Source organism: Nocardia sp. NPDC004860 (assembly GCF_040609015.1).
In the GTDB taxonomy this organism is placed as follows: Bacteria; Actinomycetota; Actinomycetes; order Mycobacteriales; family Mycobacteriaceae; genus Nocardia.
Genome location: NZ_JBEXJI010000026.1, coordinates 1 through 25,912, shown reverse-complemented (window position 1 = coordinate 25,912; position 25,912 = coordinate 1). Strand labels below are relative to the sequence as shown.

26 protein-coding genes and 1 pseudogene are annotated in these 25,912 nt (G+C 67.3%); 13 read left to right on the top strand and 14 right to left on the bottom strand.

Annotation, left to right across the window (positions count from 1 at the left end):
* Nucleotides 1–159: 159 nt before the first annotated feature.
* From ABZV44_RS34250 to ABZV44_RS34240, 3 genes are all read right to left on the bottom strand, one after another.
* Nucleotides 160–477: an EthD family reductase gene (locus tag ABZV44_RS34250; RefSeq protein ID WP_354845686.1), complete on the bottom strand. Its 318-nt coding sequence runs from the start codon at nt 475–477 to the stop codon at nt 160–162.
* Complete coding sequence (gene paaZ / locus ABZV44_RS34245) at nt 474–2,486, bottom strand: phenylacetic acid degradation bifunctional protein PaaZ (protein WP_354845684.1); 2,013 nt, start codon at nt 2,484–2,486, stop codon at nt 474–476. Before paaZ ends, ABZV44_RS34250 begins: the two co-directional genes overlap by 4 nt.
* Nucleotides 2,487–2,566: 80 nt before the next feature.
* On the bottom strand, nt 2,567–3,175 hold the full coding sequence (locus ABZV44_RS34240; protein ID WP_354845682.1) for a TetR/AcrR family transcriptional regulator: 609 nt from the start codon (nt 3,173–3,175) through the stop codon (nt 2,567–2,569).
* Nucleotides 3,176–3,283: 108 nt separating this feature from the next.
* On the opposite strand from ABZV44_RS34240, the gene ABZV44_RS34235 reads away from it, so the two are divergent.
* The 11 genes from ABZV44_RS34235 to paaI all read left to right on the top strand — a co-directional run bounded on the left by ABZV44_RS34235 (nt 3,284) and on the right by paaI (nt 12,452).
* Nucleotides 3,284–4,501, top strand: coding sequence for a thiolase family protein (locus ABZV44_RS34235; protein ID WP_354845679.1), 1,218 nt, complete (start codon nt 3,284–3,286; stop codon nt 4,499–4,501).
* Between the two features lie 5 nt (nt 4,502–4,506).
* Nucleotides 4,507–5,229, top strand: a complete 723-nt coding sequence (locus ABZV44_RS34230) for an enoyl-CoA hydratase/isomerase family protein (RefSeq protein WP_354845927.1) — start codon at nt 4,507–4,509, stop codon at nt 5,227–5,229.
* Nucleotides 5,226–6,107 (top strand): 3-hydroxyacyl-CoA dehydrogenase family protein, encoded by an 882-nt coding sequence (locus tag ABZV44_RS34225; RefSeq protein ID WP_354845676.1) that lies wholly within the window; start codon nt 5,226–5,228, stop codon nt 6,105–6,107. The genes ABZV44_RS34230 and ABZV44_RS34225 overlap by 4 nt, the downstream gene beginning before the upstream one ends.
* Nucleotides 6,104–6,886: an enoyl-CoA hydratase-related protein gene (locus tag ABZV44_RS34220; RefSeq protein ID WP_354845674.1), complete on the top strand. Its 783-nt coding sequence runs from the start codon at nt 6,104–6,106 to the stop codon at nt 6,884–6,886. The genes ABZV44_RS34225 and ABZV44_RS34220 overlap by 4 nt, the downstream gene beginning before the upstream one ends.
* A gap of 11 nt (nt 6,887–6,897) precedes the next feature.
* Nucleotides 6,898–7,842, top strand: a complete 945-nt coding sequence (paaA, locus tag ABZV44_RS34215; protein ID WP_354845671.1) for a 1,2-phenylacetyl-CoA epoxidase subunit PaaA — start codon at nt 6,898–6,900, stop codon at nt 7,840–7,842.
* A gap of 2 nt (nt 7,843–7,844) precedes the next feature.
* Entirely contained in the window at nt 7,845–8,138 is a 294-nt protein-coding gene (paaB, locus tag ABZV44_RS34210; protein ID WP_354845668.1) for a 1,2-phenylacetyl-CoA epoxidase subunit PaaB, read from the top strand.
* A gap of 9 nt (nt 8,139–8,147) precedes the next feature.
* Complete coding sequence (gene paaC / locus ABZV44_RS34205) at nt 8,148–9,065, top strand: 1,2-phenylacetyl-CoA epoxidase subunit PaaC (protein WP_354845665.1); 918 nt, start codon at nt 8,148–8,150, stop codon at nt 9,063–9,065.
* A complete protein-coding gene (gene paaD, locus ABZV44_RS34200; RefSeq protein ID WP_354845663.1) occupies nt 9,059–9,580 on the top strand; it encodes a 1,2-phenylacetyl-CoA epoxidase subunit PaaD in 522 nt (173 codons plus the stop codon). The genes paaC and paaD overlap by 7 nt, the downstream gene beginning before the upstream one ends.
* A 1-nt stretch (nt 9,581) precedes the next feature.
* A complete protein-coding gene (gene paaE, locus ABZV44_RS34195; RefSeq protein ID WP_354845660.1) occupies nt 9,582–10,670 on the top strand; it encodes a 1,2-phenylacetyl-CoA epoxidase subunit PaaE in 1,089 nt (362 codons plus the stop codon).
* Nucleotides 10,671–10,694: 24 nt separating this feature from the next.
* Nucleotides 10,695–12,005 carry a phenylacetate--CoA ligase PaaK gene (gene paaK / locus ABZV44_RS34190; RefSeq protein WP_354845657.1) on the top strand — a complete coding sequence of 437 codons (1,311 nt, stop codon included), beginning with the start codon at nt 10,695–10,697 and terminating at the stop codon, nt 12,003–12,005.
* Nucleotides 12,006–12,077: 72 nt separating this feature from the next.
* Complete coding sequence (gene paaI / locus ABZV44_RS34185) at nt 12,078–12,452, top strand: hydroxyphenylacetyl-CoA thioesterase PaaI (RefSeq protein ID WP_354845924.1); 375 nt, start codon at nt 12,078–12,080, stop codon at nt 12,450–12,452.
* A 107-nt stretch (nt 12,453–12,559) separates the two neighbouring features.
* Here paaI and lpdA read toward each other — a convergent pair whose 3' ends face one another.
* The 10 genes from lpdA to ABZV44_RS34135 all read right to left on the bottom strand — a co-directional run bounded on the left by lpdA (nt 12,560) and on the right by ABZV44_RS34135 (nt 24,193).
* The gene (gene lpdA / locus ABZV44_RS34180; protein ID WP_354845654.1) at nt 12,560–13,927 is read right to left on the bottom strand and encodes a dihydrolipoyl dehydrogenase; all 1,368 of its coding nucleotides are present in this window, start codon (nt 13,925–13,927) and stop codon (nt 12,560–12,562) included.
* Nucleotides 13,927–15,264, bottom strand: a complete 1,338-nt coding sequence (locus ABZV44_RS34175) for a dihydrolipoamide acetyltransferase family protein (protein WP_354845651.1) — start codon at nt 15,262–15,264, stop codon at nt 13,927–13,929. The genes lpdA and ABZV44_RS34175 overlap by 1 nt, the downstream gene beginning before the upstream one ends.
* Nucleotides 15,261–16,265, bottom strand: coding sequence for an alpha-ketoacid dehydrogenase subunit beta (locus ABZV44_RS34170; RefSeq protein ID WP_354845648.1), 1,005 nt, complete (start codon nt 16,263–16,265; stop codon nt 15,261–15,263). Before ABZV44_RS34170 ends, ABZV44_RS34175 begins: the two co-directional genes overlap by 4 nt.
* 2 nt (nt 16,266–16,267) lie before the next feature.
* Nucleotides 16,268–17,386, bottom strand: a complete 1,119-nt coding sequence (gene pdhA, locus ABZV44_RS34165) for a pyruvate dehydrogenase (acetyl-transferring) E1 component subunit alpha (protein WP_354845646.1) — start codon at nt 17,384–17,386, stop codon at nt 16,268–16,270.
* 46 nt (nt 17,387–17,432) lie between these two features.
* Nucleotides 17,433–19,160 carry an FAD-dependent monooxygenase gene (locus ABZV44_RS34160; protein ID WP_354845644.1) on the bottom strand — a complete coding sequence of 576 codons (1,728 nt, stop codon included), beginning with the start codon at nt 19,158–19,160 and terminating at the stop codon, nt 17,433–17,435.
* 12 nt (nt 19,161–19,172) lie between these two features.
* Nucleotides 19,173–19,820: an isochorismatase family protein gene (locus tag ABZV44_RS34155; protein ID WP_354845642.1), complete on the bottom strand. Its 648-nt coding sequence runs from the start codon at nt 19,818–19,820 to the stop codon at nt 19,173–19,175.
* A gap of 55 nt (nt 19,821–19,875) precedes the next feature.
* Nucleotides 19,876–20,658, bottom strand: a complete 783-nt coding sequence (locus ABZV44_RS34150) for a fumarylacetoacetate hydrolase family protein (RefSeq protein ID WP_354845640.1) — start codon at nt 20,656–20,658, stop codon at nt 19,876–19,878.
* Nucleotides 20,659–20,802: 144 nt separating this feature from the next.
* Complete coding sequence (locus ABZV44_RS34145) at nt 20,803–21,573, bottom strand: TIM barrel protein (protein WP_354845637.1); 771 nt, start codon at nt 21,571–21,573, stop codon at nt 20,803–20,805.
* Entirely contained in the window at nt 21,570–22,463 is an 894-nt protein-coding gene (locus ABZV44_RS34140) for an NAD(P)-dependent oxidoreductase (RefSeq protein WP_354845634.1), read from the bottom strand. The genes ABZV44_RS34145 and ABZV44_RS34140 overlap by 4 nt, the downstream gene beginning before the upstream one ends.
* Entirely contained in the window at nt 22,460–24,193 is a 1,734-nt protein-coding gene (locus tag ABZV44_RS34135; RefSeq protein ID WP_354845631.1) for a dihydroxy-acid dehydratase, read from the bottom strand. Before ABZV44_RS34135 ends, ABZV44_RS34140 begins: the two co-directional genes overlap by 4 nt.
* A 236-nt stretch (nt 24,194–24,429) precedes the next feature.
* Here ABZV44_RS34135 and ABZV44_RS34130 point away from each other — a divergent pair, with 236 nt between their 5' ends.
* A complete protein-coding gene (locus ABZV44_RS34130; protein WP_354845628.1) occupies nt 24,430–25,062 on the top strand; it encodes a GntR family transcriptional regulator in 633 nt (210 codons plus the stop codon).
* Between the two features lie 66 nt (nt 25,063–25,128).
* Here the strand turns inward: ABZV44_RS34130 and ABZV44_RS34125 are convergent, their stop codons facing one another.
* On the bottom strand, nt 25,129–25,602 hold the full coding sequence (locus tag ABZV44_RS34125; RefSeq protein ID WP_354845922.1) for an Lrp/AsnC family transcriptional regulator: 474 nt from the start codon (nt 25,600–25,602) through the stop codon (nt 25,129–25,131).
* 186 nt (nt 25,603–25,788) lie between these two features.
* On the opposite strand from ABZV44_RS34125, the pseudogene ABZV44_RS34120 reads away from it, so the two are divergent.
* Nucleotides 25,789–25,912, top strand: a pseudogene (locus ABZV44_RS34120) (NAD(P)(+) transhydrogenase (Re/Si-specific) subunit alpha); the annotation flags it as partial.

Genomic DNA, 25,912 nt, shown 5'->3' with positions numbered 1-25,912 from the left:
CGGACGGGCGCCCGGTACTGGAGTAACCGGGCGCCGGTGCGTCGGTTGGAAATCAGTGGGTCACCATCGGTTTCATCGGTGTGCCGAGCAGGGCATCGCCTGCGCCATCGGTTGGGTGCAGGACGATGCTTTGCCCCTGTCCGCCGGGTGGCGTGCGGATCAGGGAATCAGTACTGATTGCTCGGATTGGGTGAACATGGTGACACCGCCGGTGGCGAAGTTACGGACATCGCGGCCGGCGGCCTTCATTTCGGTTGAGGCCAATGCCTGATCGAGTGCCTCGGCCGTGGGGAAGTGCAGGCTGGCAACCATGTAGTACGGCGGTTCGCCGCTACCGAGCGCGGAGCAGAGGCCCCAGGTGAATGCGGAGAGGCCGGGGATCTTCCGAGCCAGCGGGACATGGGTTTCGGCGTAGTACGCGTCGAAGGCCGCGGGATCCGCGGGGCGGCCGTAGCAGATGGCGATGCGGTAGGTCATGACTTCGCCACCAGGGTGAGCACGTCGTAGGTCGCGACTGGTTCGGCATTCTGATTCGTCACCACGGTGTCCCAGCGGACTTCACCGTAGTCGGCGGTGGCCCGGGGCGTGATGGCCTTCGCGGTGAGTGTCACGGTGAGGATGTCGTCGACCTTGACGGGGGTGAGGAATCGGAGGTTGTCGACGCCGAAATTGGCGAGGACGGGGCCCGGGGCGGGGTCCACGAACAGCCCGGCCGCAAGCGATACAACCAGGTAGCCGTGGGCGACGATGCCGCCGAAGAGCGGATTGGCCGCCGCGGCAACGGGATCGGTATGGGCGTAGAACGTGTCGCCGGTGAACTCCGCGAAGTGCGCGATGTCCTCGCCCGTGACCTGCCGCGGACCGCCAACGATGGTGTCACCGATAGCCAACTCCGCGAGGCTCTTCCGGAACGGATGCACCGCGCCGGCATGCCGGGCGGCGCCGCTGACCCACTGCCCGGTAATGGCGGAGAGCTTGTTCGGCGACGCCTGGACGGCCGTGCGCTGCATGTGATGGAGTACGCCGCGGATACCGCCGAGCTCTTCACCGCCCCCGGCCCGGCCGGGTCCTCCGTGCACGAGCACCGGCAGTGGGGAACCGTGGCCGGTCGACTCCTTCGCATCCTCGGTGTCGAGAACCAGGACACGGCCGTGGAATGGAGCCAGGCCCAGCACGATCTCCCGGGCGAGCGCCGCGTCGGCGGTGACCAGGGAGGCGACCAGACTGCCTTGCCCGCGGGCCGCCAGGTCGATCACCTCGGCGGCATCGCGATAGCCGATGATCGTCGCCACCGGACCGAACGGCTCGATCTCGTGTGGTTCGGCGGCCGTATTGTCCGTGCAGCGCAACAGGATAGGCGACAGGAACGCGCCCGGTCCCTCCGGCGCCTGGGCTCGGCCGGCCACGATATCGCTGCTGGCGGTGAGGGCCTGGACGGCCTTCAACACTTCATCGCGCTGCTGCACGCTGGCCAGCGCGCCCATGGTGACGCCCTCGTCCCCGGGCGCGCCCACCACAACCTTGCTCAACCGCTCCCGGGCCGCGTCGATCACCGCGTCGACCATGTTCTCCGGAACGAACGCGCGCCGGATGGCCGTGCACTTCTGTCCCGCCTTCGCGGTCATCTCCGTAACCAATTGGCGCACATACAGATCGAATTCCGCAGTGCCCGGCTCCGCGTCGGTGCCGAGGATCGAGGCGTTGAGCGAATCGGCCTCCGCGGTGAAACGGGTGCCGTGGTGCACGAGCGCCGGGTGCGTGCGCAGCAGCGCGGCGGTCTGCGCGGAACCGGTGAACAGCAGCGAGTCCTGGCCACCCAGCTGATCCAGTAGGTCGCCGGTGCCACCGCACACCAGCTGCACCGAACCTTCCGGCAGCAGACCGGATTCGATGATGTGGCGGAAAACGGCCTCGGTCAGATACGCCGTCTGCGACGCGGGCTTCACAATGCTCGGCACACCCGCGATGAACGCCGGAGCCAGCTTCTCGAGGAAACCCCAGACCGGGAAATTGAAAGCATTGATCTGCACCGCCACGCCCGGGCGGGTGGTGTAGACATGTTGGGCGACGAAGGTTCCGCGCTTACCGAGCCGTTCCACCCCGCCGTCCAGATACACGGTGCCATTGGGCAATTCACGCTTGGCCCGGCTTGCGTAGCTGAGCAGGGTGCCCGCGCCGCCATCGATGTCGATCGCCGAGTCCCGGTCGGTCGCGCCGGTCGCCCGCGACACCGTGTAGAACTCGTCCTTGCGCGCCAGGATGGACTGCCCGAGCGCCTTCAGCAGCCCCGCGCGCTCGTGGAAGGTCAGCCGCGCCAGCGCGGGCCCCCCGACCGAGTGCGCGTGATGCACCGCCGCGGCGAAATCGATGCCGGTCGAGGAGACCCGCGCGATCTCGCTGCCGTCCACGGCGCTGAGGATCGACTGGCCCGCATCCGGCGGAGTGTGCCACCGCCCGCTCACATAGCTTTGCAACAACCTGCTCACAACAACTCCGATCTACCGTCCATTCGGTCGGTAATTACCATCGCGCGCGGCCCTTGCCCGTGTCAAGGAACCGCGACCGGTCAGTGCGTGCGCAGGCCCTCGAACGTCATGTGGACCACGGCGTCGGCGAGTTGATCGATGGAGGTGCCCCCGCGCGGGCTGTACCACTCGATGAGGGAGTTGACCATGCCGAAAAGCAGGCGGCTGATCAGCGCGGGGTCGATGTCCGGGCGCAGATCGCCCTCGGAGACGGCCTCGCTGACCAGCCGCGCGACCACATCGTCGAATTCGCGGCGGCGGGCGAGGGCGCGGCGTTCGACGGGGCTGTTGCCACGCACACGCAGCAGCAATGTCACATACGGCAGCTCGGTGGCCAGCACGTGGACGCTGCGGCGCACCAGGTGCTCGAGCCGGTCGATGTAGGGGCCCGAGGTGACCTCGGGTTCGGTGGTGACCGCGAACAGCCCGTTGAGCGCGCGCCCGAGCGCCAGTTCCAGCAGCTCTTCCTTGCCGGAGACATGGTGGTAGATGGACGATTTCGTGATTCCGAGCCGCTGCGCCAGGGTCTCCATGCTGGTGCCGTCGTAGCCCTTCTCGTTGAAGACCTTGACGGCGACCGACAGCAGGGAGTCGAGGTCGTAGCCGGGCCGGCCGGGGCCGGACCTGCGGGTGACGCGCGGAGAAGCCATCCGCCCATCTTCTCAGTGCCCGGCGTGCATTTCGCGCAGACCCGCGGCCGAGGCTTGATTACCGACCGAACATTCGGTAATTATGGAGACGAGGACAGGAGTGTGAGGATGCGCGAGGTCTTTCTGGTGGACGGGGCGCGAACGCCCCAGGGGCGCTACGGCGGCGCTCTGGCCGAAGTCCGGCCCGATGACATGGCGGCGCTGGTGGTCCGGGAAGCGGTGCGCCGGGCCGCGATCCCCGATGACTCGGTGGACGAGGTGATCCTGGGTGCGGCCAATCAGTCCGGCGAGGACAACCGCAATGTCGCCCGGATGGCGGCGCTGCTGGCCGGGCTGCCGGATTCGGTGCCAGGATTCACGGTCAACCGGTTGTGCGCGAGCGGATTGACAGCCGTCGCGACCGCCGCCGCCATGATTCGCGGCGGCGACGCCGATCTGATCGTGGCGGGCGGCGCCGAATCGATGACGCGAGCGCCGTGGGTGGTCGCCAAACCCGGTGTGGCATGGGCCAAGCCGGGGGAGCTGACCGACACCGCGCTCGGATGGCGTTTCACCAATGAGCGTTTCGCGCGAGCGGATGCGGCTGTGCTCGGCAGCGGCCCGGAGGTACGCAAGGTGACATTGGCGATGGGGGAGACCGCCGAAGAGGTGGCTGTCGCCGAGGGCATTTCCCGCACGGAGAGCGACGAATTCGCACTGCGCAGCCAGCGGCGCGCTGCTGCGGCCATCGACGCCGGACGTTTCGTGGCGGAGATCGTCCCCGTCCCGGTCCGCGGTGGCGAGGTGAGCACCGACGAGGTCCCCCGGCGCGACACGACCCTCGAAAAGCTCGCGGGCTTGCGTCCGGTGTTCCGTCCGGGGGGCATTGTCACCGCCGGGTCGTCGTCGCCATTGTCCGATGGGGCGGCCGCGCTGGTGGTGGCCAGTGCGGAGGCGGTACGTCGGCACGGTCTGAGGGTGCGTGCCCGGATCGTCGCCGCGGCGAATGCCGGTGTGCCGCCCAATGTCATGGGATTGGGTCCGGTGCCCGCCACCCGCAAAGTCCTCGGCCGCGCCGGGTGGGCGGTCGGTGATCTCGGTGCGGTCGAGCTGAACGAAGCGTTCGCCGCCCAGTCGCTGGGCGTGATGAGGCAGTTGAATCTGGACGAGGAGATCGTCAACGCCGACGGCGGCGCGATCGCGCTGGGACATCCGCTCGGATGCTCCGGTGCGCGAATCCTGTTGACGCTACTGGGGCGTATGGAGCGCGAAGGCGCGCGCCGCGGACTCGCGACCCTCTGCGTGGGTGTCGGTCAGGGTGTGGCGATGCTGGTGGAGGTCCCGTGAGCCGCCTGTTCTCCACCCTCGAGGTCACCGAGTCCGACGACCGCACGGTGGTGGTCCTGGATCGGCCGGAACGGCGCAATGCCATTGACGCCGCGATGATCTCCGAGCTGCACCGGGTCTGCGAGCGGCTGGAACATACGCCGAAACCATTGCTGCTCACCGGTCGTGGCGACCACTTCGCAGGTGGCGCCGATATCACCGAATTGCGTGACCGGGGACTGAACGAAGCGCTGGCCGGGATCAACCGCACCCTGTTCGACAGGGTGGCGCGGCTGCCACTGCCGACGATCGCCGCGGTGAGCGGTTACGCCTTCGGTGGAGGCGCCGAACTGGCCTATGCCTGCGACATCCGGATCGCCACGCCGACGGCCGTTTTCGCGAATCCGGAACCAGGTCTGGGTATCACGGCCGCGGCGGGCGCCAGTTACCGGCTGCCGGAGCTCGTGGGCGCCTCGATCGCCAAGCAGGTCCTGCTCGGTGGTGCACGGCTGGATGCCGACCGCGCACTGCGGTGCGGGCTGGTGCTCGACGTCGTCCCGGAGGGGACACACGTCACCGCCGCACACGAACTCCTCGACCGCGTCGTGCGCCAGTCACCGCTGGCCTTGCGGCTGACCAAGCTGGTCGCCGACGGCTCCCGTGCCGATGACATCGCCCAAGCGGTGCTGTTCGACAGCGCCGAGAAGTACGAGCGGATGACCGCATTCCTGGAGAAGAGGACACGATGACCGACACTGCGGTAGCCGTACGGATCGGGGTGATCGGCGGGGGACGGATGGGCGCGGGCATCGCGCAGTCCTTCGCCGCCCTCGGCAGCGATGTCACCGTCGTCGAATCGGGCGATCTCGCGGCCGCACGGCAGCGTATTCGCAATGGCCTGTCCGCGGCGGCGGACCGAAATGCGCTGGGCGGCAGTGATATCGACACGATCATGGGGAGAATAACCCTGGCTGCGGCCATCGCCGAGCTGCCCGCCGATTCGGATCTGGTGATCGAAGCGGTGCCGGAGACCCCGCGACTCAAGGCCGAAGTGCTGACTGCCGCGGAGCGGGCGGTCGGGCCGGACACGGTACTCGCCTCCAACACCAGTTCCCTGTCCATCACGGAACTGGGTGCGGTGCTGAAGGACCCGAGCCGCTTCCTGGGCATGCACTTCTTCAATCCCGTTCCCGCGTCGAAACTTGTCGAGGTGGTGCGCGCCCCCGCCACCGCCCCCGGCGTCACGGAGCGAGTGCGCGGCTGGGTCGCCGCGCTGGGCAAAGCCGAGGTATTGGTGAACGACGCCCCGGGCTTCGCGACCAGCCGCCTCGGGGTGTGTCTCGGTCTGGAGGCCGTCCGCATGCTCGAGGACGGCGTCGCCGACGCCGAATCCATCGACCGGGCAATGGAACTGGGCTACCGGCATGCGCTGGGCCCGTTGCGGTCGACCGATCTGGTCGGGCTCGACGTCCGGCTCGCGATCGCCGAACACCTCGCCGCCACCCTGGGACCCCGCTTCGAACCCCCACAGCTGCTGCGCGACAAGGTCGCCCGGGGTGAGCTGGGGCGCAAGACCGGACGCGGGTTCTACGACTGGAACGGCGGAACGAAAGGAACGACTCGATGACCACCGCCACCATGGAAATGAGTGATGGCCTGGCCGTCCTCACACTGGCGCGGCCCGCGGCATCCAACGCGCTGGACCGCGCCCTCAAAGAGGAACTGCTCGACGCCTTGGGATCCCTCGCTGCCGACGACAGCGTCCGGGCCGTCCTGCTGCGCGCGGAGGGCCGGAACTTCTGTGTCGGACAGGATCTCGCCGAGCACGTGACCGCACTGGACGCCGACCCGGCCACCGCCATGGCGACCGTCCGGGAACACTACAACCCGCTGATCACCGCGTTGGCGGGGATCCAGGTACCGGTGGTCGTCGCGATACAGGGCGCCTGTGTCGGTGCCGGACTCGGCATCGCGCTCGCGGGCGATATCCGAATCAGCGGGCAGTCGTCGATCTTCGCCACCGCGTTCACCGGCATCGGCCTGGCCAGCGATTCGGGCCTGAGCCACAGCCTGGCACATGCCCTCGGCACCGCGCGCGCCGCCGGGCTCATGCTGCTCGGCGATCGGATCGACGCCGCCCGGGCCCTGGAATGGGGACTGGTGCATCGGATCGTCGACGACTCCGAATTGGACACCGCGGCACGCGAACTCGCGGCCCGCCTGGCCGCAGGACCGACCGCCGCCTACCGAGAGGTGAAGGCGCTGCTGGAGCGGTCGGACGCCGATCTGGCCGACACGCTGGAACACGAAGCCGACGCCCAGCAGCGGCTCGGCGCGAGCGCGGACCATCGGGCCGCGGTCACTGCCTTCCTGTCCAAGACAAACCCGGTCTTCACCGGTCACTGAAGGGTTCGGTCATGAACACCCCTGTCTCCGACGATCTGCAGGCGGGATTCGACGCCACACTCGACGCCGATCAGCGTATCGAGCCACGCGACTGGATGCCGGACGCCTACCGCGCCACCCTGATTCGCCAGATCGCCCAGCACGCCCACTCCGAGATCATCGGCATGCAGCCCGAAGGCAACTGGCTCACCCGCGCGCCCTCGCTGCGCCGCAAGGCGATCCTGCTGGCCAAGGTCCAGGACGAGGCCGGGCACGGTCTGTACCTGTACTCGGCGGCGGAAACCTTGGGCGCGGACCGCGGCGACCTCACCGGCAAACTGCTCTCCGGCCAGCAGAAATACTCCTCGATCTTCAACTATCCGACCCTGACCTTCGCCGATGTCGGGGTCATCGGGTGGCTGGTGGACGGCGCGGCGATCTGCAACCAGGTTCCGCTGTGCCGCAGCTCGTTCGGTCCCTACGCACGCGCGATGATCCGGGTCTGCAAGGAGGAGTCGTTCCATCAGCGTCAGGGCTACGAGCTGCTCATGACCATGATGCGCGGCACCGACGCCCAGCGGGCCATGGTGCAGGAGTCCGTCGACCGGTGGTGGTGGCCGGCACTGATGATGTTCGGCCCGCCCGACGACGCCTCACCCAACACCGCGCAGTCCATGCGCTGGCGGATCAAACGCCACACCAATGACGAACTGCGGCAGCGATTCGTCGACATGACGGTTCCGCAGGCCGCGACGCTGGGTGTCACCCTGCCCGATCCGGAACTGGCATGGAACGCCGACCGCGGCGCACACGACTTCGGCCGACCCGACTGGGACGAGTTCGCGCAGGTCGTGGCCGGCAACGGTGCGTGCAACGCGCAGCGGATCGGTGTCCGGCGATCCGCACACGACGACGGGGCGTGGGTGCGCGAAGCAGCCGCGGCATTCGCCCACCGCAACGGAAACCAGGAGGCATGACCATGACCGGAACTCGTTCGGAATGGCCGCTGTATGAGGTGTTCGTGCGTGGCAAGCGCGGACTCAACCACGTGCACGTGGGTTCCCTGCACGCCGCCGACGACGAGATGGCACTGCGGCACGCCCGCGACGTCTACACCCGTCGCAACGAGGGCGTGAGCATCTGGGTGGTGCCCTCGCACGCCATCGCCGCATCCAGCCCGGCCGAGAAGGACCCCTTCTTCGCGCCCAACCGCGACAAGGTCTACCGCCACCCGACCTTCTACGAGATCCCCGACACCGTCCCCCACATGTGAGGCGCCGCCATGATCGACCACGACAATCCCTTCGACGGTCTCGCCGCCGCCGATGACGACGGCCGCTGGGCCTTCGGGACCAGCTTCGACGACCCTCTGGCCGGGGTGGACACGACCGTGCCTGGGGACGCGGACGCCTCGGCGCTGGCGCGGTACTGTCTCATGCTCGCCGACGATGCCCTGATCAGCGCCCAGAGGCTGACCGAATTGGTCACGCACGCACCGGAATTGGAGGAGGAGGTCGCGCTGGCCAATATCGGCCTGGACCTGCTCGGGCAGGCGCGGCTGCTGCTGGCCCGCGCTGCGGCCGCGGATCCCGCCGTCGTGCCGTACCTCTCGGATACCTCACCCATTCCGCCCGAGGATGCGTTGGCGTTCTTCCGTACCGACGCGGAATTCCGCAATGTGCGCCTGTGTGAACTCGACAATGGCGACTTCGCGCAGGCGATCACCAGGCTGCTCGTCTTCTCGACCTGGCGGCTGGCGGTGTTCGCGCGTTTGCGGGACTCACGGGATCCGGTGCTGTCGGCAGTGGCGCACAAGGGCGTCAAGGAACTGACCTACCACCGTGATTACGCGGCCCGATGGGCGGTCGTGCTCGGCGCGGGGACCGACGAGTCGCACGGCCGGCTGGTCCGGGCGCTCGGCCAGGTCTGGCCCTTCGTTCCCGAATTGTTCAGCACCTCCGCGGACGAGACGGCGCTCGCGGCGGCCGGGGTGGCCGTGGACCCCGCGCAGGTGCGCACCGAGGTCGAGGAGACCCTCACCACGATTCTGCGGGCTGCGGAAACCACTGCACCCGAGCGAGCTTCGGCCGCCACTGTCGGCGGACGCGCCGGACGCGACGGCCTGCACACCGAAGCGCTGGGTCTGATCCTGGCCGAGATGCAGAGCGTGGCCCGCGCCCATCCGGAAGCGTCATGGTGAGCGCGGCCGCCACCGCCGGGGAAGATCGTGCCCGGGCGGTGGCCGCGGCGGTCGCGGACCCGGAGATGCCGATGCTCACCATTGCCGACCTCGGCGTCCTGCGCGACGTACGGGTCGAACCCGAGGGCGTGGTCGTCGTGACCATCACCCCCACCTACTCGGGGTGCCCGGCCATGGCGACCATTCGAGCCGACATCGAATACGACATGCGCGCAAACGGTTTCGTGGCCGTGCGGGTGGACACCGTGCTGTCGCCGCCGTGGACCAGCGACTGGATCACCCCCGACGGGCGGCGCAAGCTGCGCGAACATGGGTACTCCCCGCCGGGCCCGGCGCCGGCGCGAACCAGCGGGCCCATCCCGCTCACCCTGACCGCGCCTTCGCGCGCCGTGCGCTGCCCGTACTGCGGCTCGGCCGCGACCGAACTCGTCTCGCCGTTCGCGGCCACCGCGTGCAAGGCGCTGTATCGCTGCCGCGACTGTCTCGAACCGTTCGATCATGTGAAGGAGATCTGAGGTGACCACGACCACGGCACCTACCACCGGCCGATCCCGCGCGTTCTACGCGCTCGAGGTCGCGGCCGTGCAGCGCCTGTGCGACGACGCCGTCGCCGTGACCTTCGCCGTACCGGATCGGCTCGCCGACGAATTCCATTTCCGGCCGGGCCAATTCCTCACACTGCGGCGGACGGTGGACGGCGTCGAGCAGCGGCGTTCGTATTCGATCTGCGCTGCTCAGGGCGCGGCGCCCCGGGTCGGAGTGCGGGAGGTATCCGGCGGCCTGTTCTCGAAATGGCTGGTCCACGAGGTCACGCCGGGCGATCGCGTAGAGGTGCAGCCCCCGTCCGGCAGCTTCGTCGCCGACACGTCGAGCGCCGGACGGCATCTGCTGGTGGGCGCTGGGTCCGGCATCACTCCGCTGCTGTCGATCGCCGCCTCGCTGCTCGCCAACCCCGACAGCCGGGTAACGCTGCTGTACGGCAACCGGCGCACCCGCTCGGTCATGTTCGCCGACGAGCTCGCCGACCTGAAAGACGCCTACGGCGAACGCTTCTCGCTCATCCACGTGCTCTCCCGAGAACCACGCGACGTCGAATTGTTCAGCGGCCGACTCGATGCCGACCGACTACGTGAAATCCTCACGGCGCTGGTCGATATCGACGGTATCGACCACGCGTGGATCTGCGGGCCGCACGGCATGGTGGACGACACCGTCACCGTGCTGGCCGACTTCGGGGTGGCCGCCGATCGCGTCCACCGCGAGCTGTTCTACGTCGGCGACACCCCACCACCGCCGGAGCTCCACCACGAACCGGGGACGACCGGGCCGAGCAGCCGGGTCACCATCACTCTCGACGGCCGCTCCACCACCGCCGACCTGCCACGGGACCGGACGATTCTGGATGCTGCCGAACAGGTGCGCTCCGATCTGCCCTTCGCGTGCAAGGGCGGAGTGTGCGGCACCTGCCGCGCCAAGATCACCGACGGGGCGGCGGACATGCGGCGCAACTACGCCCTCGAGGACAGCGAAATCGCGGCGGGCTTCGTGCTCACCTGCCAGAGCTACCCGATCACCGACGCCCTCACCGTCGACTTCGACGCCTGATCACCACACCGACAGGACATTCCCTTGAGCACCGTCGCTCCCATTCCCGCCACGGTTCCCGCCGACGATATCGAATTCGCCTCTCGCGACCGCATCGCCGCACTGCAACTCGAACGGCTGCGCTGGTCACTACAGCACGCCTACGACCACGTGTCCCACTACCGCACCGCATTCGACGCGGTCGGTGTGCGCCCGTCGGACCTGAGAGAACTGTCCGACCTCGCGAGATTCCCATTCACCACCAAGGCCGACCTGCGAGCCAACTATCCGTTCGGGATGTTCGCCGTTCCGCGCGAACAGGTTTCGCGTATCCACGCCTCCTCCGGTACCACCGGCCAGCCCACTGTCGTCGGCTATACCGCCGGCGATCTCGGACACTGGGCCGATCTCATCGCCCGCAGCCTGCGCGCCGCGGGCGTGCGCTCCACCGACGTCGTGCACATCGCCTACGGCTACGGGCTGTTCACCGGGGGACTCGGCGCCCACTACGGCGCGGAACGACTGGGCTGCACCGTGATTCCCATGTCGGGTGGCATGACCGAGCGCCAGGTGCGCCTGATTCAGGATTTCAAGCCCGACGCCATCATGGTGACGCCGTCCTACATGCTGACATTGCTCGACGCCATGACCCGCCAGGGCATCGACCCAGCATCGACGTCCCTGCGGATCGGCGTGTTCGGAGCCGAGCCGTGGACCGAGGCCATGCGCCGCGAACTCGAATCACAACTGGCCATCGACGCCCTCGACATCTACGGGCTGTCCGAGGTCATCGGCCCCGGCGTCGCCATGGAGTGCGCGGAAACCAAAGACGGACCGCATATCTGGGAAGATCACTTCTACCCGGAAATCATCGATCCCGAGACCGGGCAAGTGCTGCCCGACGGGGCCGAAGGCGAGCTCGTGTTCACCTCCCTGACCAAGGAGGCATTCCCCGTCATCCGCTACCGCACCCGCGATATCACCCGCCTGCTGCCCGGCACCGCCCGCACCATGCGCAGAATGCAGAAGATCACCGGCCGCAGCGACGACATGATCATCCTGCGCGGCGTGAACCTGTTCCCCACCCAGATCGAGGAAATCGTCCTCACCGTGCCGACGCTGGCACCCCAATTCGAGTGCGTGCTGGACCGGCCCGGCCGGATGGATCGGCTGACAGTGCGAGTCGAAGCCCGCCCCGACGCCACCGCCGCGGATCGAGAGGTGGCGGCCGCGACATTGATCCACCTGGTCAAGCAGCAGATCGGTGTCACCGTTGGCGTCGAGGTACTCGCGCCCGAGACCCTCGAACGATCGTCGGGCAAGGTACGCCGCCTGATCGACAACCGCCCCCACTGAACTCGTCCGAGGGAGTACCCGATGAACGAACACGTCGGCGAGGATTCCACCGGAATCAATTTCGCCCGCGCCATGCTCGACGCGGATCACGCGTCGACAGACTGCGGAATTCAGTTGCTGGCCAACGGGCCCGGGTCCGCCACCCTCGCCATGAAGATCACCGACGACATGCTCAACGGCCACGCCATCACCCACGGCGGCTATGTCTTTCTCCTCGCCGACAGCGCCTTCGCGGTGGCGTGCAATGGTTACGGTCGTCCCACGGTGGCCGCTGGTGCGTCGATCACCTACCTGGAACCGACGACCGCCGGCGACGAGCTGGTCGCCGAAGCCGTCGAGCGGGCCCGCTACGGCCGCAACGGCATCTACGACGTCACCGTGCGTCGCGGCGAGATCGTCGTGGCCGAATTCCGCGGCACCAGCCGTGAGATCCGGACTCGCGCCTGACGCGCTCTCGGCCCTCGTCGGCGCCGGCACCCTTCCTATGCTCATAGTTTCCACAACGATCGGCCCGCGGTGACACTGTTCACCGCGGGCCGATCGTTGTTGCGCGATCAGGAATGGCCGTGCAGTGGGCGGCCGGCCAGGGCGAGCATGGCTTCGCCGAGGGCTTCGTTCTGGGTGGGGTGGGCGTGGATGAAGGGAGCGATGTCGGTGGGGAGGGCCTCCCAGGCGACCGCCAGTTGGGCTTCGCCGATGGACTCGCCGATTCTGTCGCCGACCATGTGGATGCCGACCACCGGACCGGTTTCGCCCGCGCGCACGACTTTCACACCTCCGGTGGTGCGGAGGATCTGGCTCTTGCCGTTGCCAGCGAGATCGTAAACCGTTGCGGTGCAGGTGCCGTACTGTTCGCGGGCGGCGGCTTCGGTAAGGCCGACGGAGGCGACTTCCGGGTGCGAGTACACCACGCGCGGAATGAGGTGGTCTGCGACCGGGACGGGCGAGAGGCCGGCGATCTCCTCGGCGACGAACAGGCCGTGCTGGAATCCGCGGTGCGCCAGCTGGGGCCCGGCAACGAGGTCACCGACGGCGTACACCCCGGACACATTCGTAAGCAGTCGGTCATTGGTGACCACGCAGCCATTGTCGACAGCGATGCCCGCCGCCGCGAGGTCAGCGCTGCGCGGGGTACGGCCGACGGCGACGAGGAGAACGTCGGCCGCCAGCGTTTCGCCCCCGGCCAGCTCCACCGACACCCCGTTGTCATCCTCCTTCGCTCCTGCCACACGGGTTTTCGTGCGCACAGTGATTCCGCGTCTGCGCAGTGCCCGCGTCAATTGCGCCGAGCTCCAGGGATCTTCGGCCATGAGCAGGTGGGGGAGGGCTTCGACGATCGTCACCTCGGCGCCGAAGGAATGCCAGAGACTGGCGAATTCGACGCCGATGACGCCACCGCCGAGCACGATCGCCGAGTGCGGGATGAAGTCCAGCTCCAGAGCTTGATCACTGGTGACGATGCGGGTACCGGCTTCGATACCGTCGAGCAGACGCGGTTGGGATCCGGTCGCCAGGACGACCGATTCGCCGGTGTAGCGCACGCCGTCGACGGTGACAGAGCGGTCCGGCGAGTACACCCCGGTACCCTCCACGACCCTGATCTTGCCGCCGGAGAGCAGCCCGCGCAGTCCTTTGTGCAAGCGTTGCACGACACCGTTCTTGTACGTGTGCAGCTCGTCGACGTCGATGCCGTGAAGCTCGGCCAGGACACCGAAAGAGGTTGCGGTGCGGGCTGTTTCGGCGATCTCGGCGGCACGCAGCAGCGCCTTGGTCGGGATGCAGCCGCGATGTAGACAGGTGCCGCCGACCTTGTCGGCCTCGACGAGGGTAACGGTCAGGCCCAGCTGGGCGGCGCGCAGGGCGCAGGCGTAGCCGCCCGAGCCGCCGCCCAGGATCAGGACATCACTATGGGTTTCGGTCATCACAGCCTCCCCAGCGCGGCAACGGGGTTTTCCAGGTAGTCGGCGAACAGCCGCAGGAATCCGCCGGCCGCTCCGCCGTCGCATACCCGATGGTCGAAGCTGAGCGAGACCTGGGTGAGCTTGCGGACGGTGAGCGCACCGTCGACCACCCACGGCCGGTCGACAATGCGGCCGATTCCCAGAATCGCGGCCTCCGGGTGATTGATGATCGGGGTCGAGCCGTCGACACCGAAGACGCCATAGTTGTTGAGGGTGAAGGTGCCACCGGTCAACCGGGCAGGCGGCAGCTTGCCCTCGCGCGCGGTCTCGACGGTGTCGCGCAGCGCATGGGCTAGTTCCACAGTGGTCATGGTGTCGGCGTGGTCGAGGACCGGAACGATCAGACCGCGCGGAGTTTGCGCGGCCACACCGAGATTCACCTGGCCGTGGCGGATGATCTCGCCGTGCTCGGTGTCCACCGACGCGTTGAGCTCCGGATACCTGGACAGTGCCGCGATGGTCAGGCGCGCCACCACCGCAAGCAGACTCACGTGGTCCTCGGGTGGCAGACCGTGATTGATGGCGGCGCGGGCCCGCAGCAGCTCGGTGGCATCGACATCGACCCAGGTGGTCGCGTCGGGAATCTCGCGGCGACTGGTGGACAACTTGTCGGCGACCGTCTTGCGCAGGCCCTTCAGCGGAATCCGCTCGAGATGGAAGCGGGCGGGGCCGGACACGGGAGCTGCGAGTACGGGCGGGCTCTCGACATCAGCGTGGCTTTCGACATCGGCGCGGACGATGATGCCCCCGGGCCCGGTTCCGGTCAGTGCGGAGAGGTCGATTCCCTTGCTCAGGGCGAGGTTTCGTACCAGTGGCGAGATGACTCGAGGCGCGGACGGCGGGACCGTGGTACTGGTCGGTCCCACTACGTCCGCTTGCTCATGTACCCCGGGGGCGGCGGTTGATCGGTCCGCGGAGTGCACCCGGCGCCGTCGGCGCGGGGCATCGAAACCGGTGCCGTACCCGATGAGCACATTGCCCGATCCTGCGCGCTCCTCCTCCCGATACTGTTCATGACCTGCCGGTGCGGCCGGTGCCGGCCCGGCCGCTGCGGTGTGCGTGCCACGGATGGTGACCAGCGGGGTGCCGACCTTGAGTGTGTCGCCCGCGGCTCCGTGTAGTTCGATCACGGTGCCCTCGAACGGAACTGGCACCTCGACCGCGGCCTTGGCGGTCTCCACCTCGGCGATGATCTGGTCGATGCGCACGGTGTCGCCGACCGTGACCCGCCATTCGAGAATGTCGGCCTCGGTCAGGCCCTCACCGAGGTCGGGCAGAAGGAAGACCTGGTCGTTCACGCGGTCACCGCCCATCGGGTATCGGGAGTGTCGTTCCACTGCAGGCGGTCCACAGCGTCGAGGACGCGATCCACGCTGGGCCGGTGGATCCGCTCGAGTTTCGGTGCGGGATAGGGAATATCGAATCCGTTCACCCGCAGCACAGGCGCGTGCAGATGGTGGAAGCACCGTTCCTGCACGCGGGCCGCGATCTCGGCGCCGACCCCGGCGAATCCCTGTGCCTCGTGAATCACCAGGCAGCGACCGGTTTTTCGTACCGACGCGGTGACGGTGTCGTCATCGAAGGGGACAATCGAGCGCAGATCGACCACCTCGAGGTCGTGACCGTCCGCGGCAGCGGCTTGGGCCGCCTCCAGCGCCACTTCCACCGACGGGCCGTAGGCCACCAGGGTCGCGTCGCGACCGGGCCTGCGCACCAGCGCTCGTCCCAGCCGGTCTTCCGCGCGCGGCTCCACCTCGGCACGAGAGTAGTAGAGCCGCTTGGGCTCCAGGAAGATGACGGGGTCCGGGTCGTCGATGGCCGCACGCAACAGGGAGTACGAGTCGGCCACGGTCGCGGGCGTCACCACCTTCAACCCCGGGGTGTGGGCGTAGTACGCCTCGCTGGAATCGCAGTGGTGTTCCACGCCGCCGATGCCGCCCGCGAACGGGATACGGATGACCATCGGCACCGACAGCTTCCCGCGGGTTCGGTTGCGGATCTTGGCCACGTGCGAGGTGATCTGTTCGAACGCCGGATAGGCGAAGGCGTCGAACTGCATCTCCACCACGGGCCGGAAACCCGACATCGCCATGCCGACGGCGAAGCCGATGATGCCGGACTCGGCCAAAGGCGTGTCGAAGCACCGCGTTTCGCCGAAGTCCTTGGTCAGTCCGTCGGTGACCCGGAAGACGCCGCCCAGAGCGCCGACGTCCTCGCCGAAGACGATGACGTTCTCGTCAGCGGTCAACGCATCGCGCAGGGCCAGGTTCAGTGCCTGCGCCATCGTGAGTTTCGGCATGATCAGTCCTCCTCGGCTTCAGCGGCGAGTTCGATTTCGACCTGGGCCGATTGCTCGCGCAATTGCGGGGTGGGCTCGGCGAACACGTGCTGGAACAGCTCCATCGGGTCGGCGGGTCGGTCGGCGTTCATGGCCGCGCGCAGCGCGGCGGCCTCCGCCTCGACCTCGGCGGTCAGCTGCTCGTCGAAACCGTCGTCGACCGCTCCCGCGGCGGCCAGGTACGCGCGCAGACGGCTGATCGGGTCCCGGGCGAGCCACTGCTCGACTTCGGCGGATTCGCGGTATCGGGTGGCGTCGTCGGCATTGGTGTGGGCGTCGAGCCGATAGGTGTGGGCCTCGACGATGACCGGCCCATTGCCCTCGCGGGCGAACCGCACGGCCTCGTCCATGACGCCCATCATGGCGACCGGATCGTTGCCGTCGACCTGTTCGGAGCCGATGCCGTAACCGACGCCCTTGTGCGCCAGCGACGGCGCGACACTCTGCCTGGCCAGTGGCACGCTGATCGCGAAACCATTGTTCTGCACCAGGAATACGACCGGCGCGTGGAATACCGCGGCGAAGTTGAGCGCCTCGTGGAAATCGCCCTCGCTGGTCGCGCCGTCACCACACAGCGCCAGCACGACCGTGTCCCGCCCGCGGCGCTGCTCGGCGTGCGCCAGCCCGGTGGCGTGCAGGAGCTGGGTGGCCAGCGGCGTGCACTGCGGCGCGGTGCGGTGCACGGCCGGGTCGTACCCGCAATGCCAGTCGCCCGCGAGCATGCTGAGGATCTCGGCGGCCGGGATTCCCCGCACGGTCATGGCCATCGAGTCGCGATAAGTGGGGAACAGCCAATCGGTGGGGCGCAGGCACATCGCCGCGCTGACCTGGCACGCTTCCTGACCGCGCGCGGACGGATACACCGCCAGCCTGCCCTGCTTGGTCAGGGCCGTCGCCTGCTGATCGAAGCGCCTGCCGCGCACCATCTGCCGGTACACCTCGACCAGGCGGTCATCAGCGGGGCGGGAATAGCGGGCGTCGCTGGGAGTGGGTTTGCCATCGGCATCGAGGTACTGCACGGCGCTCGCGGCGGGCAGGAACTTCTCGAACTGCCGCGGGGGTGGCGGCTCAACGAGGGTCACTTCTGTCTCCGAATACGTTGATACATGGTCGATTACGGAAATCCGGTTACGCCTGACCCGCGCCGGCGTTCACGACCGGGCTCGGGAAAAGCTTGGCAAGCGCCTGCGCGAGCACTTCGCGAGCAGGCGTGCCGGCGTTGGTGGCGCGCAGGCACACATGTCCGTCGGGGCGCACCAGCACCGCGCCGGAAGCCTCGATTCCATACCGCGACAGCCAGTCCTGGCCGATCTCAGCGACGAAGTCGCCACCCTCGCCGATCGCGTACCCGGTGGTCGGCAGGCCGCGGGGCGCCGACAGATCTTCGAGCGCCGTTCGCCATTCCGCGCCCTGTGGGGTGGTCAGGAGAACGAAATCGGTGTGCAGCAGGTCGACGGTCGAGAGACGATTACCCTCGGGGTCGCGCAGCCAGACGTGCGGTGCGTGCGCGCCCGGTGCGGCCGACGGGACGTAATCACTGACCACCGATGCCGGTGCCGCGGTGCCATCGCCGATGACGGCGGCGGACTCGTAGACGAATCCGAATTGCTGGCCATAGGACCAATATTGGTCCTCCTGCAAGGGAATCGCGTCGGCGATCTGCTGACGCACCGGGCCGCCGTCGGGCCCTTCGATGCGAGCGAGCATGTCGGGATCGGTCATGACCCAGCCGACCTTCGCCGACGCCTCGACATTGCGGTGAATCTGCTCGGCGTTGAACCACGCGACGGCGCGCCGCTCCTCGTCATAGGTGTCGAGCACGCACTCTTCGGCGTGGCCACGCAGCACCAGTGCGAGCTTCCAGGCAAGGTTCTGCGCATCCTGGACGCCGCTGTTCATGCCGAATCCGCCACTGGGCGGAAGCCGGTGTGCCGCATCGCCGATCAGGAAGGTGCGACCCGACCGGAACCGGTCAGCGATGGCGGCGTCGATCGTCCAGGGGAAGACGCGTTCGAACTCCACGTCCGCATCCGCGTCGCCGATGGCGGATCGGATCACCTCGGCGCAGCGTTCCGGCGGATAGTCCGCGACCGATTCGCGGTTGGGATCGTATCCCCAGCTGTACACCCAGCGGCGATCTCCGTCATAGGTGAGGAACGCGCCGGTGGTGTCCTGGTTGATCACCCACCAGAGAATGTGGTTGCGATCGCCCAGGTAGGGGCGCAGGTCACCGACGAAACACGCATTGAGCTGGTGGCCCTTGGTCGGTGAGACCGGGGCGTCGATGCCCAGCAGCCCGCGTACAGTGCTGTGCGCACCGTCGGCTCCGACTACGTACTCGGCCGAGATCTGCCGGACCGATCCCGCTTCGTCCTCGACAGTGAGCGTGACATGGTCCTCGTGCTGCTCGAGGTGGGTCACGCGCAGACCTGTGGTGACACCGACCGACGGGAATTCGCCGACCTTCTCGACCAGGAGCGGCTCGAAGACGTCCTGCGCGCACCAAGCGATCATCTCCGGGGATTCCGAGTAGGCGCGCTCGACCCGGTCGGGATCGGCCATCAGATCGATGGATCCGATGTCCGGCGTATTCAATCGGGTCATGTAGCCGAAGCTGGACCAGCGCTCCAGCGGCAGGTTGCCGGCCCGGCGGACGTCCTCGGCCCAGCCGAGCTGGCGCATGATCTCCATGGTTCGCGCGTGCAGGCCGAGCGCCCGTGGATGCCGCAGCCGGGCGGTCCGCCGTTCGATCACCGCGACATCCACGCCGCGGCGGCCGAGTTCGATCGCCATCATCAGGCCGACCGGTCCGCCACCAACGATGACGACCTGGTGATCGGTTCGGGTTGTAGACATGGGGTAGTGCTCCTACTGGTTTTCGATCGGGTTGTCGGCGGCCAGGTTTCGAAAGTTGCCGAGAGTGGCGTTCAACATCGCGTAGCCGGGCATATTGGCCTGGATGGCGCGATATTCGGTGAGGGTCTCGGTATTCGCGTACGACTTCTGGAATTCGGACGCGAGCGACATCCACGTGCGCGGCACTACACCCAGCTGGGTGAAGCGGGCCATCGCGGTGTGGTGCGCGGTGACGCTCGTGCTGGCGGTCGCGTCGGCGACGATCGAGACCCCGTAGTCGCGGCGCAGGGCGCTCATGGTCGTATGCATGACACAGCCGTCGGACATCAGACCGGCGATGATCAGGTGCCGGCGTCCGGTCGCCGCGACGGCCGCAGCAAACTCCTCGTCCTCGAAGGCATCGAAGGACAGACCGCGATGCTGCACCCGATTGTCTGCGAGCACCTCCGCGATCTCCGGATACAGCACGCCCCGGGGGTCGTGCTCGGGGCCGACGGACACGATCAGCGGGATGCCGTAGGCGAGGGCGGTCTGCGCGAGAGCGCGCCCGCCGGAGACGTTTTCGGCCACGGTCTGCGACGCGATCAGCGGGGCGAATCCGCTGACGTAATCGATGAGAACAATGCAGGTGTTCTCGGGAGTTCGGACCTCGATGTCCACTGTGATTCTCCTGAATAGGGATTCGGTGATCGTTCGGGAATCGCCCTGAACGCAGTCACTTCTCGTCTTCGATCGGCGTCTCCATGACGCCGAGCCCGGTGATCTCCATCCGCACGACGTCGCCGCCGCGCAGGAACTTCGGGGGATTCTGGAATGCACCACAGCCGGTGGTCGTGCCGGTCATGATGACATCGCCGGGGGACAGCTCGACGACCTTGCTGAAATCCTCGATCAAGTGCGGGATGTCGACGATCATCTCGGAACTGCTACCGTCCTGGCGCAATTCGCCATTGACCCAGCAACGCAGCTGGAGCCGATGGGGGTCGGGGATCTCGTCCTTGGTAACCAGCCACGGCCCCAGCGGCGCACCGGTCGGAATGCCCTTGGCCCGCGTCATCTGTGAGAAGAGCGGGCTGATGTGGACATCCTTGAATGCCAGGTCTCGAGCAGTGACATCGTTGGCGATGCAATATCCGGCGACGTGGTCGTACGCGTTCTTCGCGGCGATGTGCCGCCCGCCACGACCGATGACGACGGCGATTTCGGTTTCGTAGTCGAGCTGTTCGGTCTGCGCGGGGCGAATGAGCGCGTCACGCGCGCCGATGACGGTATTCGACGGCTTGAGAATGATGATCGGTTCCGAGGGGGAAGGGGCGTTCTTCATCCCCGCAGCCTCATCGACATGCGACTGATAGTTGCCACCGGCCACCAGCACTTTCTCAGGGAAAGGAATAGGCGATCCGAGGCGGGTGGTAGCGGGGTCGAGCCACGAGATCGACTGCCTGGCCGTATCGTTCGCGGCCGCCTTCTCGATCTCGGGTTGCAGCCAGTCGAGCATGGCGACCAAGGTGTTGGAATCAACCGCGGTCAAACCGAGCGACCGCAGTAGTGGGTCCAGCGGCGCGATTCCTCGCTGCGGCACGAAGATTCCCGGACGTTCGGCCCGCTCGGGTCCGTAACTGACTATCTTCATTTTCGATTCCTAACCTTGTGGGGACGGGTCGTACTCGAGCCCGATGAATCCCGAATAGCCGATTGCTGCCAATGCCTGTGTGACACCATCGAAATCGATGCGGCCGGTACCGGGCCGCCCGCGCCCGGGTGAGTCCGCGAACTGCACATGGCGGATCAGCGGGCCGTATTCGCCGATGGCGATCGCCGGATCGATACCCATCGTTCGCAGGTGGTAGGTGTCGAGCAGCAATCCGATATTGCCGTGGCCGCTCTGTGCGATCGCCTCGGTGACCAGCGCCGCGGTGTCGCCGATGTTCGTCAAGGGAAACCGTGGACTGTCGATGGCATTGAGTGTCTCGACGACCACCGTCACGCCCAGCTCCGCGACCCGGTCGGCGATTTCGACCAGCCTGCACAAGGCGAGCCGGTCCTGGTATCTCGGATCATGACCGTCGATCCGATTTCCGTACAGGGCGTTGAGGATTGTGCACTTCGTGTCCGCGAGAATCTCGACGGCCGATTCGAGATTGGTCCGCACGCGTATCTCGTGGCCGGGATCGGTCAGTAGCCCGCGCTCCCCGGCACTGGGGTCGCCCGCGTCGAGATTGAGGGCCGCCAGCCGGACTCCCGCACGCCGCAGCGTCGAGCAGAAACGATCGATTTCCTCCACCGCTGGTGCCGATTGCGAGAAGGGCCACCAGGTTTCGACGTAGGAGTAGCCGTCGCGGGCAGCCGCGGCGGCCCGCTGCTCGACCGGCAGCCGGGAGTACAGCATCGACAGATTGGCCGCCCATCTCATCGCGGACTCGCCTGCGCCGTACTTGTGTGGTCGAGCCGGGCGAGAGCTGCCGGATCGAGGTCGCCGGCGCCGCACGCCACGGCCGCCCGGAACGACGCGGTGGTGGCGTCGAGCACCGGTCCGCTGAGGCGGGCTTCATCACGTAGCCGATTCACCAGGTCCAAGACCTCATTCATGCCGGAGATCGTGGCGCCGGTGTGTTCTACCGCGTCGAGCTCGAGTTGGGTGAAGGCGCGCCTGAGCATGGTGCTATCGGCCCATCCACTGAGCAGGACCTCTGCGGCGAGGCCGAGATCGATGCCCACCCGGTCGAGTACCCGGATCGCCTCGGCAGCGGCGGTCATGTGCGCGCCGACCAGCAGCTGGTTCACGAGTTTGAGTTCGACGCCCGCGCCGGAGCCGCCGACGCGAGTGACGCGAGATCCGAAGGATTTCAACAATGGAGTCACCTGGTCGATGGCGTCGGCGTCACCGCCGGCCATGATCGCGAGTGTTCCCTGCGCGGCTCCCGTCGGCCCGCCGGTGACAGGGGCGTCGAGGAATGCCGCACCGCGCTGACGGGCCAGGGCGGCGAGGTCGCGGGCGGTGGCCGGTGCGAAGGTGCCGTGCTCCACGAAGATCTGGCCGGGCCGGGCTCCGGCGAGCAGACCGTCGCCACCGTAGATGGTCTCGACTGCGAAAGTGTTTCGCAGACAGGAGATCACGACGCGGCTGGCTGCGGCGAGCTCCCCCGCGCTGCCACACCACTGCCCGCCCACGTTCTCCACAGCGAGTGCGTTCACGCGGGTTCGATTGTGTACGGCGAGCCGATGGCCCGCGGCGATGATCCGGGTGGCGATCTGTGTCCCCATCGCCCCTGTTCCGATCAGGCCGACATCGAACATGCTCATCGCACCGCCTGCAGGAAATCGAAGTCGCAGCCTCGATCGGCCTGCGTCACGTGTTCGGCGAACAATCGCGCATACCCGCGCGCCCGGGGAAACGCCGAGGACGGCTCGGTGCCGTCATTGGGCTGTGGCCCTTGTTGATTCGGTCCGCCCTCGAGGCTGCGCCGTTCCAATTCGGCGGAGTCCACCAGCAGATCGAGGGTGTTGCGGGCGGTATCGAGTTCGATGAAGTCACCGTCGCGGACGAGCGCTAATGGTCCGCCCGCCGCCGCCTCGGGAGCCACGTGCAATACGACGGTTCCGGTCGCGGTGCCGCTCATCCGGGCATCGGAAATGCGCACCATGTCGGTGACGCCCTGCTCCAGCAGTTTTCGCGGAATGGGCAGGTGGCCGACCTCCGGCATACCCGGCCCGCCGATCGGGCCGGTCCCGCGCAACACGAGCACCGATGTCGCATCGACCTCCAGATCAGGGTGATCGATCCGCGCCCGCAGGTCATCGACACCGTCGAAAACCACCGCTCTGCCAACGTGTCTGCACAGCCCCGGATCGGCGGCGGACTGCTTGAGGAGCGCGCCGTCGGGGGCGAGGCTGCCGCGCAGCATGACCAGCGACCTCGCCTGGCCGACGGGATGAGTCAGCGTCGACAGGCAGCCCGCGATGGCGGCCGGGTCCGTCGCGGTCTCGTCCCAGCTGCGGTCGTCGCCGGACATCGCAGTCATGTCGGCGATTTCGCGCAGCCGGCCCATGAGTGCGGGAACTCCGCCATCGGCCTCGAAGTCGTGCAGGAAACGTCGCCCGGACGGTTTCACATCGGCCAGCAGGGGAGTCGAGTCGCTGAGCTTCTGCAAACGCGCCGGGTCCAAGCACAATCCGAGCCGGCCCGCGATGGCCTGCAGGTGGATCACCGCATTGGTCGAACCGCCTACCGCGCACACCGCGCGAAACGCGTTGTCGAACGCGCCCGGTGTCATGACCGCGGCTGGGGTGATGTGGGCTCGGGCGCGCGCGACGATGGCCCGTCCGGTGTGCTCGGCGGCTGCCGCCCGCTGCGCGGAGTCCGCCGGCAAGAGCGCCGTGCCGGGCAGCGCCATCCCCAGCACCTCTGCGACAACAGCCATGGTGACGGCGGTTCCCATTACATTGCAGGTCCCGACTCCGCCGCTGAGGCAGCCTTCCAGTCGCGACCAGTCGCTGTCGGACAGGTGGCCGGTCCGGCGCTGATCGATGAGCGGCCAGAGATTCTCGACCGCCATCGGCCGACCCTCCCAGGTCGACAGCGGGCGCGGGCCGGCCGCGAGTGCCAGTGCGGGTTTGCCCGCGCTGGCCGCGCCCATCAGCTGGGCAGGCAGGGTCTTGTCGCATCCGCCCAGCAGGACAACCCCGTCGATCGGGCTCGCGGTGATCATTTCCTCGGTGTCCATCGCGAGCAGGTTCCGCAGATACATGCTCGACGGACGCGTGAACGCTTCGGCCAGGGAGATGGTCGGGAACTCGAGTGCCAGCCCGCCCGCCGCGGTGATCCCGCGTTTCACATGCCGGGCGAGCTCTCTCAGACCTGCGTTGCAGGGATTGAGCTCACTCCACGTATTGGCGATGCCGATGACCGGCCGCTGGCGAACCGTCAAGGCCGACAACCCGGTTCCGCGCAGGAAGGCTCGGGTGATCAAGCCGTCCGGACCTTCCTCGGACATCAGCTCCCCACCGATTCGGTGGGTGCTCTCCTGAGACATCGTTTCCTCACCCTGCCGCGATTGCGGCAGCTTTGCTGCAATCAGGGTTCTATTGAATGGCGTTGCGAGCTCGGCAGTCGAGTCTCGTGGCCGCTGGGATCTCGGTGCGAAGCCGAGTGATGGCTACCACAATGACATATGCGTTAGAGATTTTGGAAGAACTTTGTAGATATATCAGTGGGATCCCGGTGGGCTACACTCATGGCCTTAGGGTTTCAGCTGGTGAAAGAGGGGCGATGTCGCTCACCGACGAGGTGTACGAACGGATCAAGGATCAGATTCTGCGGGTGCAGCGCGCACCCGGCACCGCCATCTACGAGGCGGAGCTCGCCGCCGAGTACGGGGTGTCCAAGACGCCGGTGCGGGAGGCGCTGCGGCTGCTGTCGCAGACCGGGTGGGTCGTGGTGCTGCCACGGAAGGGCTACTTGGTCCGGCCGGTCGAGTTGCGGGATATTCGCGATATCTTCGCGGTCCGGCGCATGATCGAGCCGGAGGTGGCCGCGGCCGCGGCGACCCGCGCGACAGCGGATGATCTGGAGCTGCTCGCGGGCATGGTCAGGGAACAACACACTGCCTCGGGCACGGACGCCGCTCTGGGTGCGGCGAGCGCGTTTCACCTGGCGTTGACCGATATCGGCGGCAATCCGAGAGTTCGGACCATTCTGCAGGACCTGACCGACGAGGTGCGCCGGTTGCACTATCTACTGCCGCAGATCGAAGGACACATCACTTCGGAGGAGGAGCTGCGCGCCCACGATCTGATCTTGACGGCATTGCGGGACCGTGATTCGGATCGGGCTCGTGAACTGACCATCGAGCACCTCAACGAGGTCGCGCAGACGCTGGTGCGCGGTTTCTCCGGGGTCTAGGCGGGACTCGGGGGCGAGCCTGCTCCGCATCCGGCGCCGGCCAGAACTCTCCTGCGGTGCAGTCGATCAGACCCACTCGGGCCCCGGACCTACGGCTTCCTCGAAGATCAGCCAGGTTCTTGTTGACCGCACGCCCGCCAGACCCTGCAGCTTTTCCAACACGATGGCGCGCAGTGCCTGATTGTCCGTGGCGCGCACCAGGACGATCACGTCCAAATCGCCGCCCAGCAGGAAATAGTGGTCGACGAACGGCAGGGTGCTGAGCGAGTCCGCAATAGCGTGCCAGCACTCCTGCCGAATCGACATGGCCACCAAGGCCGATGCGCGCAGTCCGGTCTTTTCGTACCCGATACGCGCCGAGAAGCCTTCTATGACATTGGATTGCCGGAGGTGATCGAGCCGGACATAGGCGTGGGCTCGGGAAATATGGGTTCGCTCGGCCAATTCGCGCATCGATAGCCGCGCGTCGCGGGACAACTCCTGGATGATGCGCCGGTCGATCTCGTCGATGCCGGTGCGGGCCGCTTCGTTGGTGATCATCTGTTTACTCCCTGTCACTGTTCCAGGGCGCTCGAAGACTATTTGCCGGGGATTGGCACCCGTGGAGTCCATTTGTCTAGCAATGTGGTGATTCTGTTGTCAATGCCATCTCGTATGGCAAGTCTGAGCGGACATCTTCGCGGGTCGAGGGACCACGAAAGGAGTTCGCGCGCTGTGGAAGAGACAATGCCGAGCGGCCGGGCCGGTGTGCCGGACGGTGCGCGCGTCGGAGTGGTTCGCGAGACGAACCCGGACGAACGACGCGTCGCATTGGTGCCGAAGATCATCCCGGCCCTGCTGAAGCAGGGCG

Bases quoted from the DNA above. Each gene is read 5' to 3' on its own strand.
- ABZV44_RS34235 (WP_354845679.1), top strand. From the start codon at position 3,284: ATGCGCGAGGTCTTTCTGGTGGACGGGGCGCGAACGCCCCAGGGGCGC.
- ABZV44_RS34220 (WP_354845674.1), top strand. From the start codon at position 6,104: ATGACCACCGCCACCATGGAAATGAGTGATGGCCTGGCCGTCCTCACA.
- ABZV44_RS34140 (WP_354845634.1), bottom strand. From the start codon at position 22,463: ATGAGCATGTTCGATGTCGGCCTGATCGGAACAGGGGCGATGGGGACA.
- lpdA (WP_354845654.1), bottom strand. From the start codon at position 13,927: ATGACCGAAACCCATAGTGATGTCCTGATCCTGGGCGGCGGCTCGGGC.
- paaC (WP_354845665.1), top strand. From the start codon at position 8,148: ATGATCGACCACGACAATCCCTTCGACGGTCTCGCCGCCGCCGATGAC.
- ABZV44_RS34150 (WP_354845640.1), bottom strand. From the start codon at position 20,658: ATGCTCGACTGGCTGCAACCCGAGATCGAGAAGGCGGCCGCGAACGAT.
- ABZV44_RS34240 (WP_354845682.1), bottom strand. From the start codon at position 3,175: ATGGCTTCTCCGCGCGTCACCCGCAGGTCCGGCCCCGGCCGGCCCGGC.
- ABZV44_RS34160 (WP_354845644.1), bottom strand. From the start codon at position 19,160: ATGTCTACAACCCGAACCGATCACCAGGTCGTCATCGTTGGTGGCGGA.
- ABZV44_RS34130 (WP_354845628.1), top strand. From the start codon at position 24,430: ATGTCGCTCACCGACGAGGTGTACGAACGGATCAAGGATCAGATTCTG.
- ABZV44_RS34225 (WP_354845676.1), top strand. From the start codon at position 5,226: ATGACCGACACTGCGGTAGCCGTACGGATCGGGGTGATCGGCGGGGGA.
- paaI (WP_354845924.1), top strand. From the start codon at position 12,078: ATGCTCGACGCGGATCACGCGTCGACAGACTGCGGAATTCAGTTGCTG.
- paaD (WP_354845663.1), top strand. From the start codon at position 9,059: ATGGTGAGCGCGGCCGCCACCGCCGGGGAAGATCGTGCCCGGGCGGTG.
- ABZV44_RS34170 (WP_354845648.1), bottom strand. From the start codon at position 16,265: ATGCCGAAACTCACGATGGCGCAGGCACTGAACCTGGCCCTGCGCGAT.
- ABZV44_RS34125 (WP_354845922.1), bottom strand. From the start codon at position 25,602: ATGATCACCAACGAAGCGGCCCGCACCGGCATCGACGAGATCGACCGG.
- paaB (WP_354845668.1), top strand. From the start codon at position 7,845: ATGACCGGAACTCGTTCGGAATGGCCGCTGTATGAGGTGTTCGTGCGT.
- ABZV44_RS34135 (WP_354845631.1), bottom strand. From the start codon at position 24,193: ATGTCTCAGGAGAGCACCCACCGAATCGGTGGGGAGCTGATGTCCGAG.
- ABZV44_RS34250 (WP_354845686.1), bottom strand. From the start codon at position 477: ATGACCTACCGCATCGCCATCTGCTACGGCCGCCCCGCGGATCCCGCG.
- ABZV44_RS34145 (WP_354845637.1), bottom strand. From the start codon at position 21,573: ATGAGATGGGCGGCCAATCTGTCGATGCTGTACTCCCGGCTGCCGGTC.
- paaA (WP_354845671.1), top strand. From the start codon at position 6,898: ATGAACACCCCTGTCTCCGACGATCTGCAGGCGGGATTCGACGCCACA.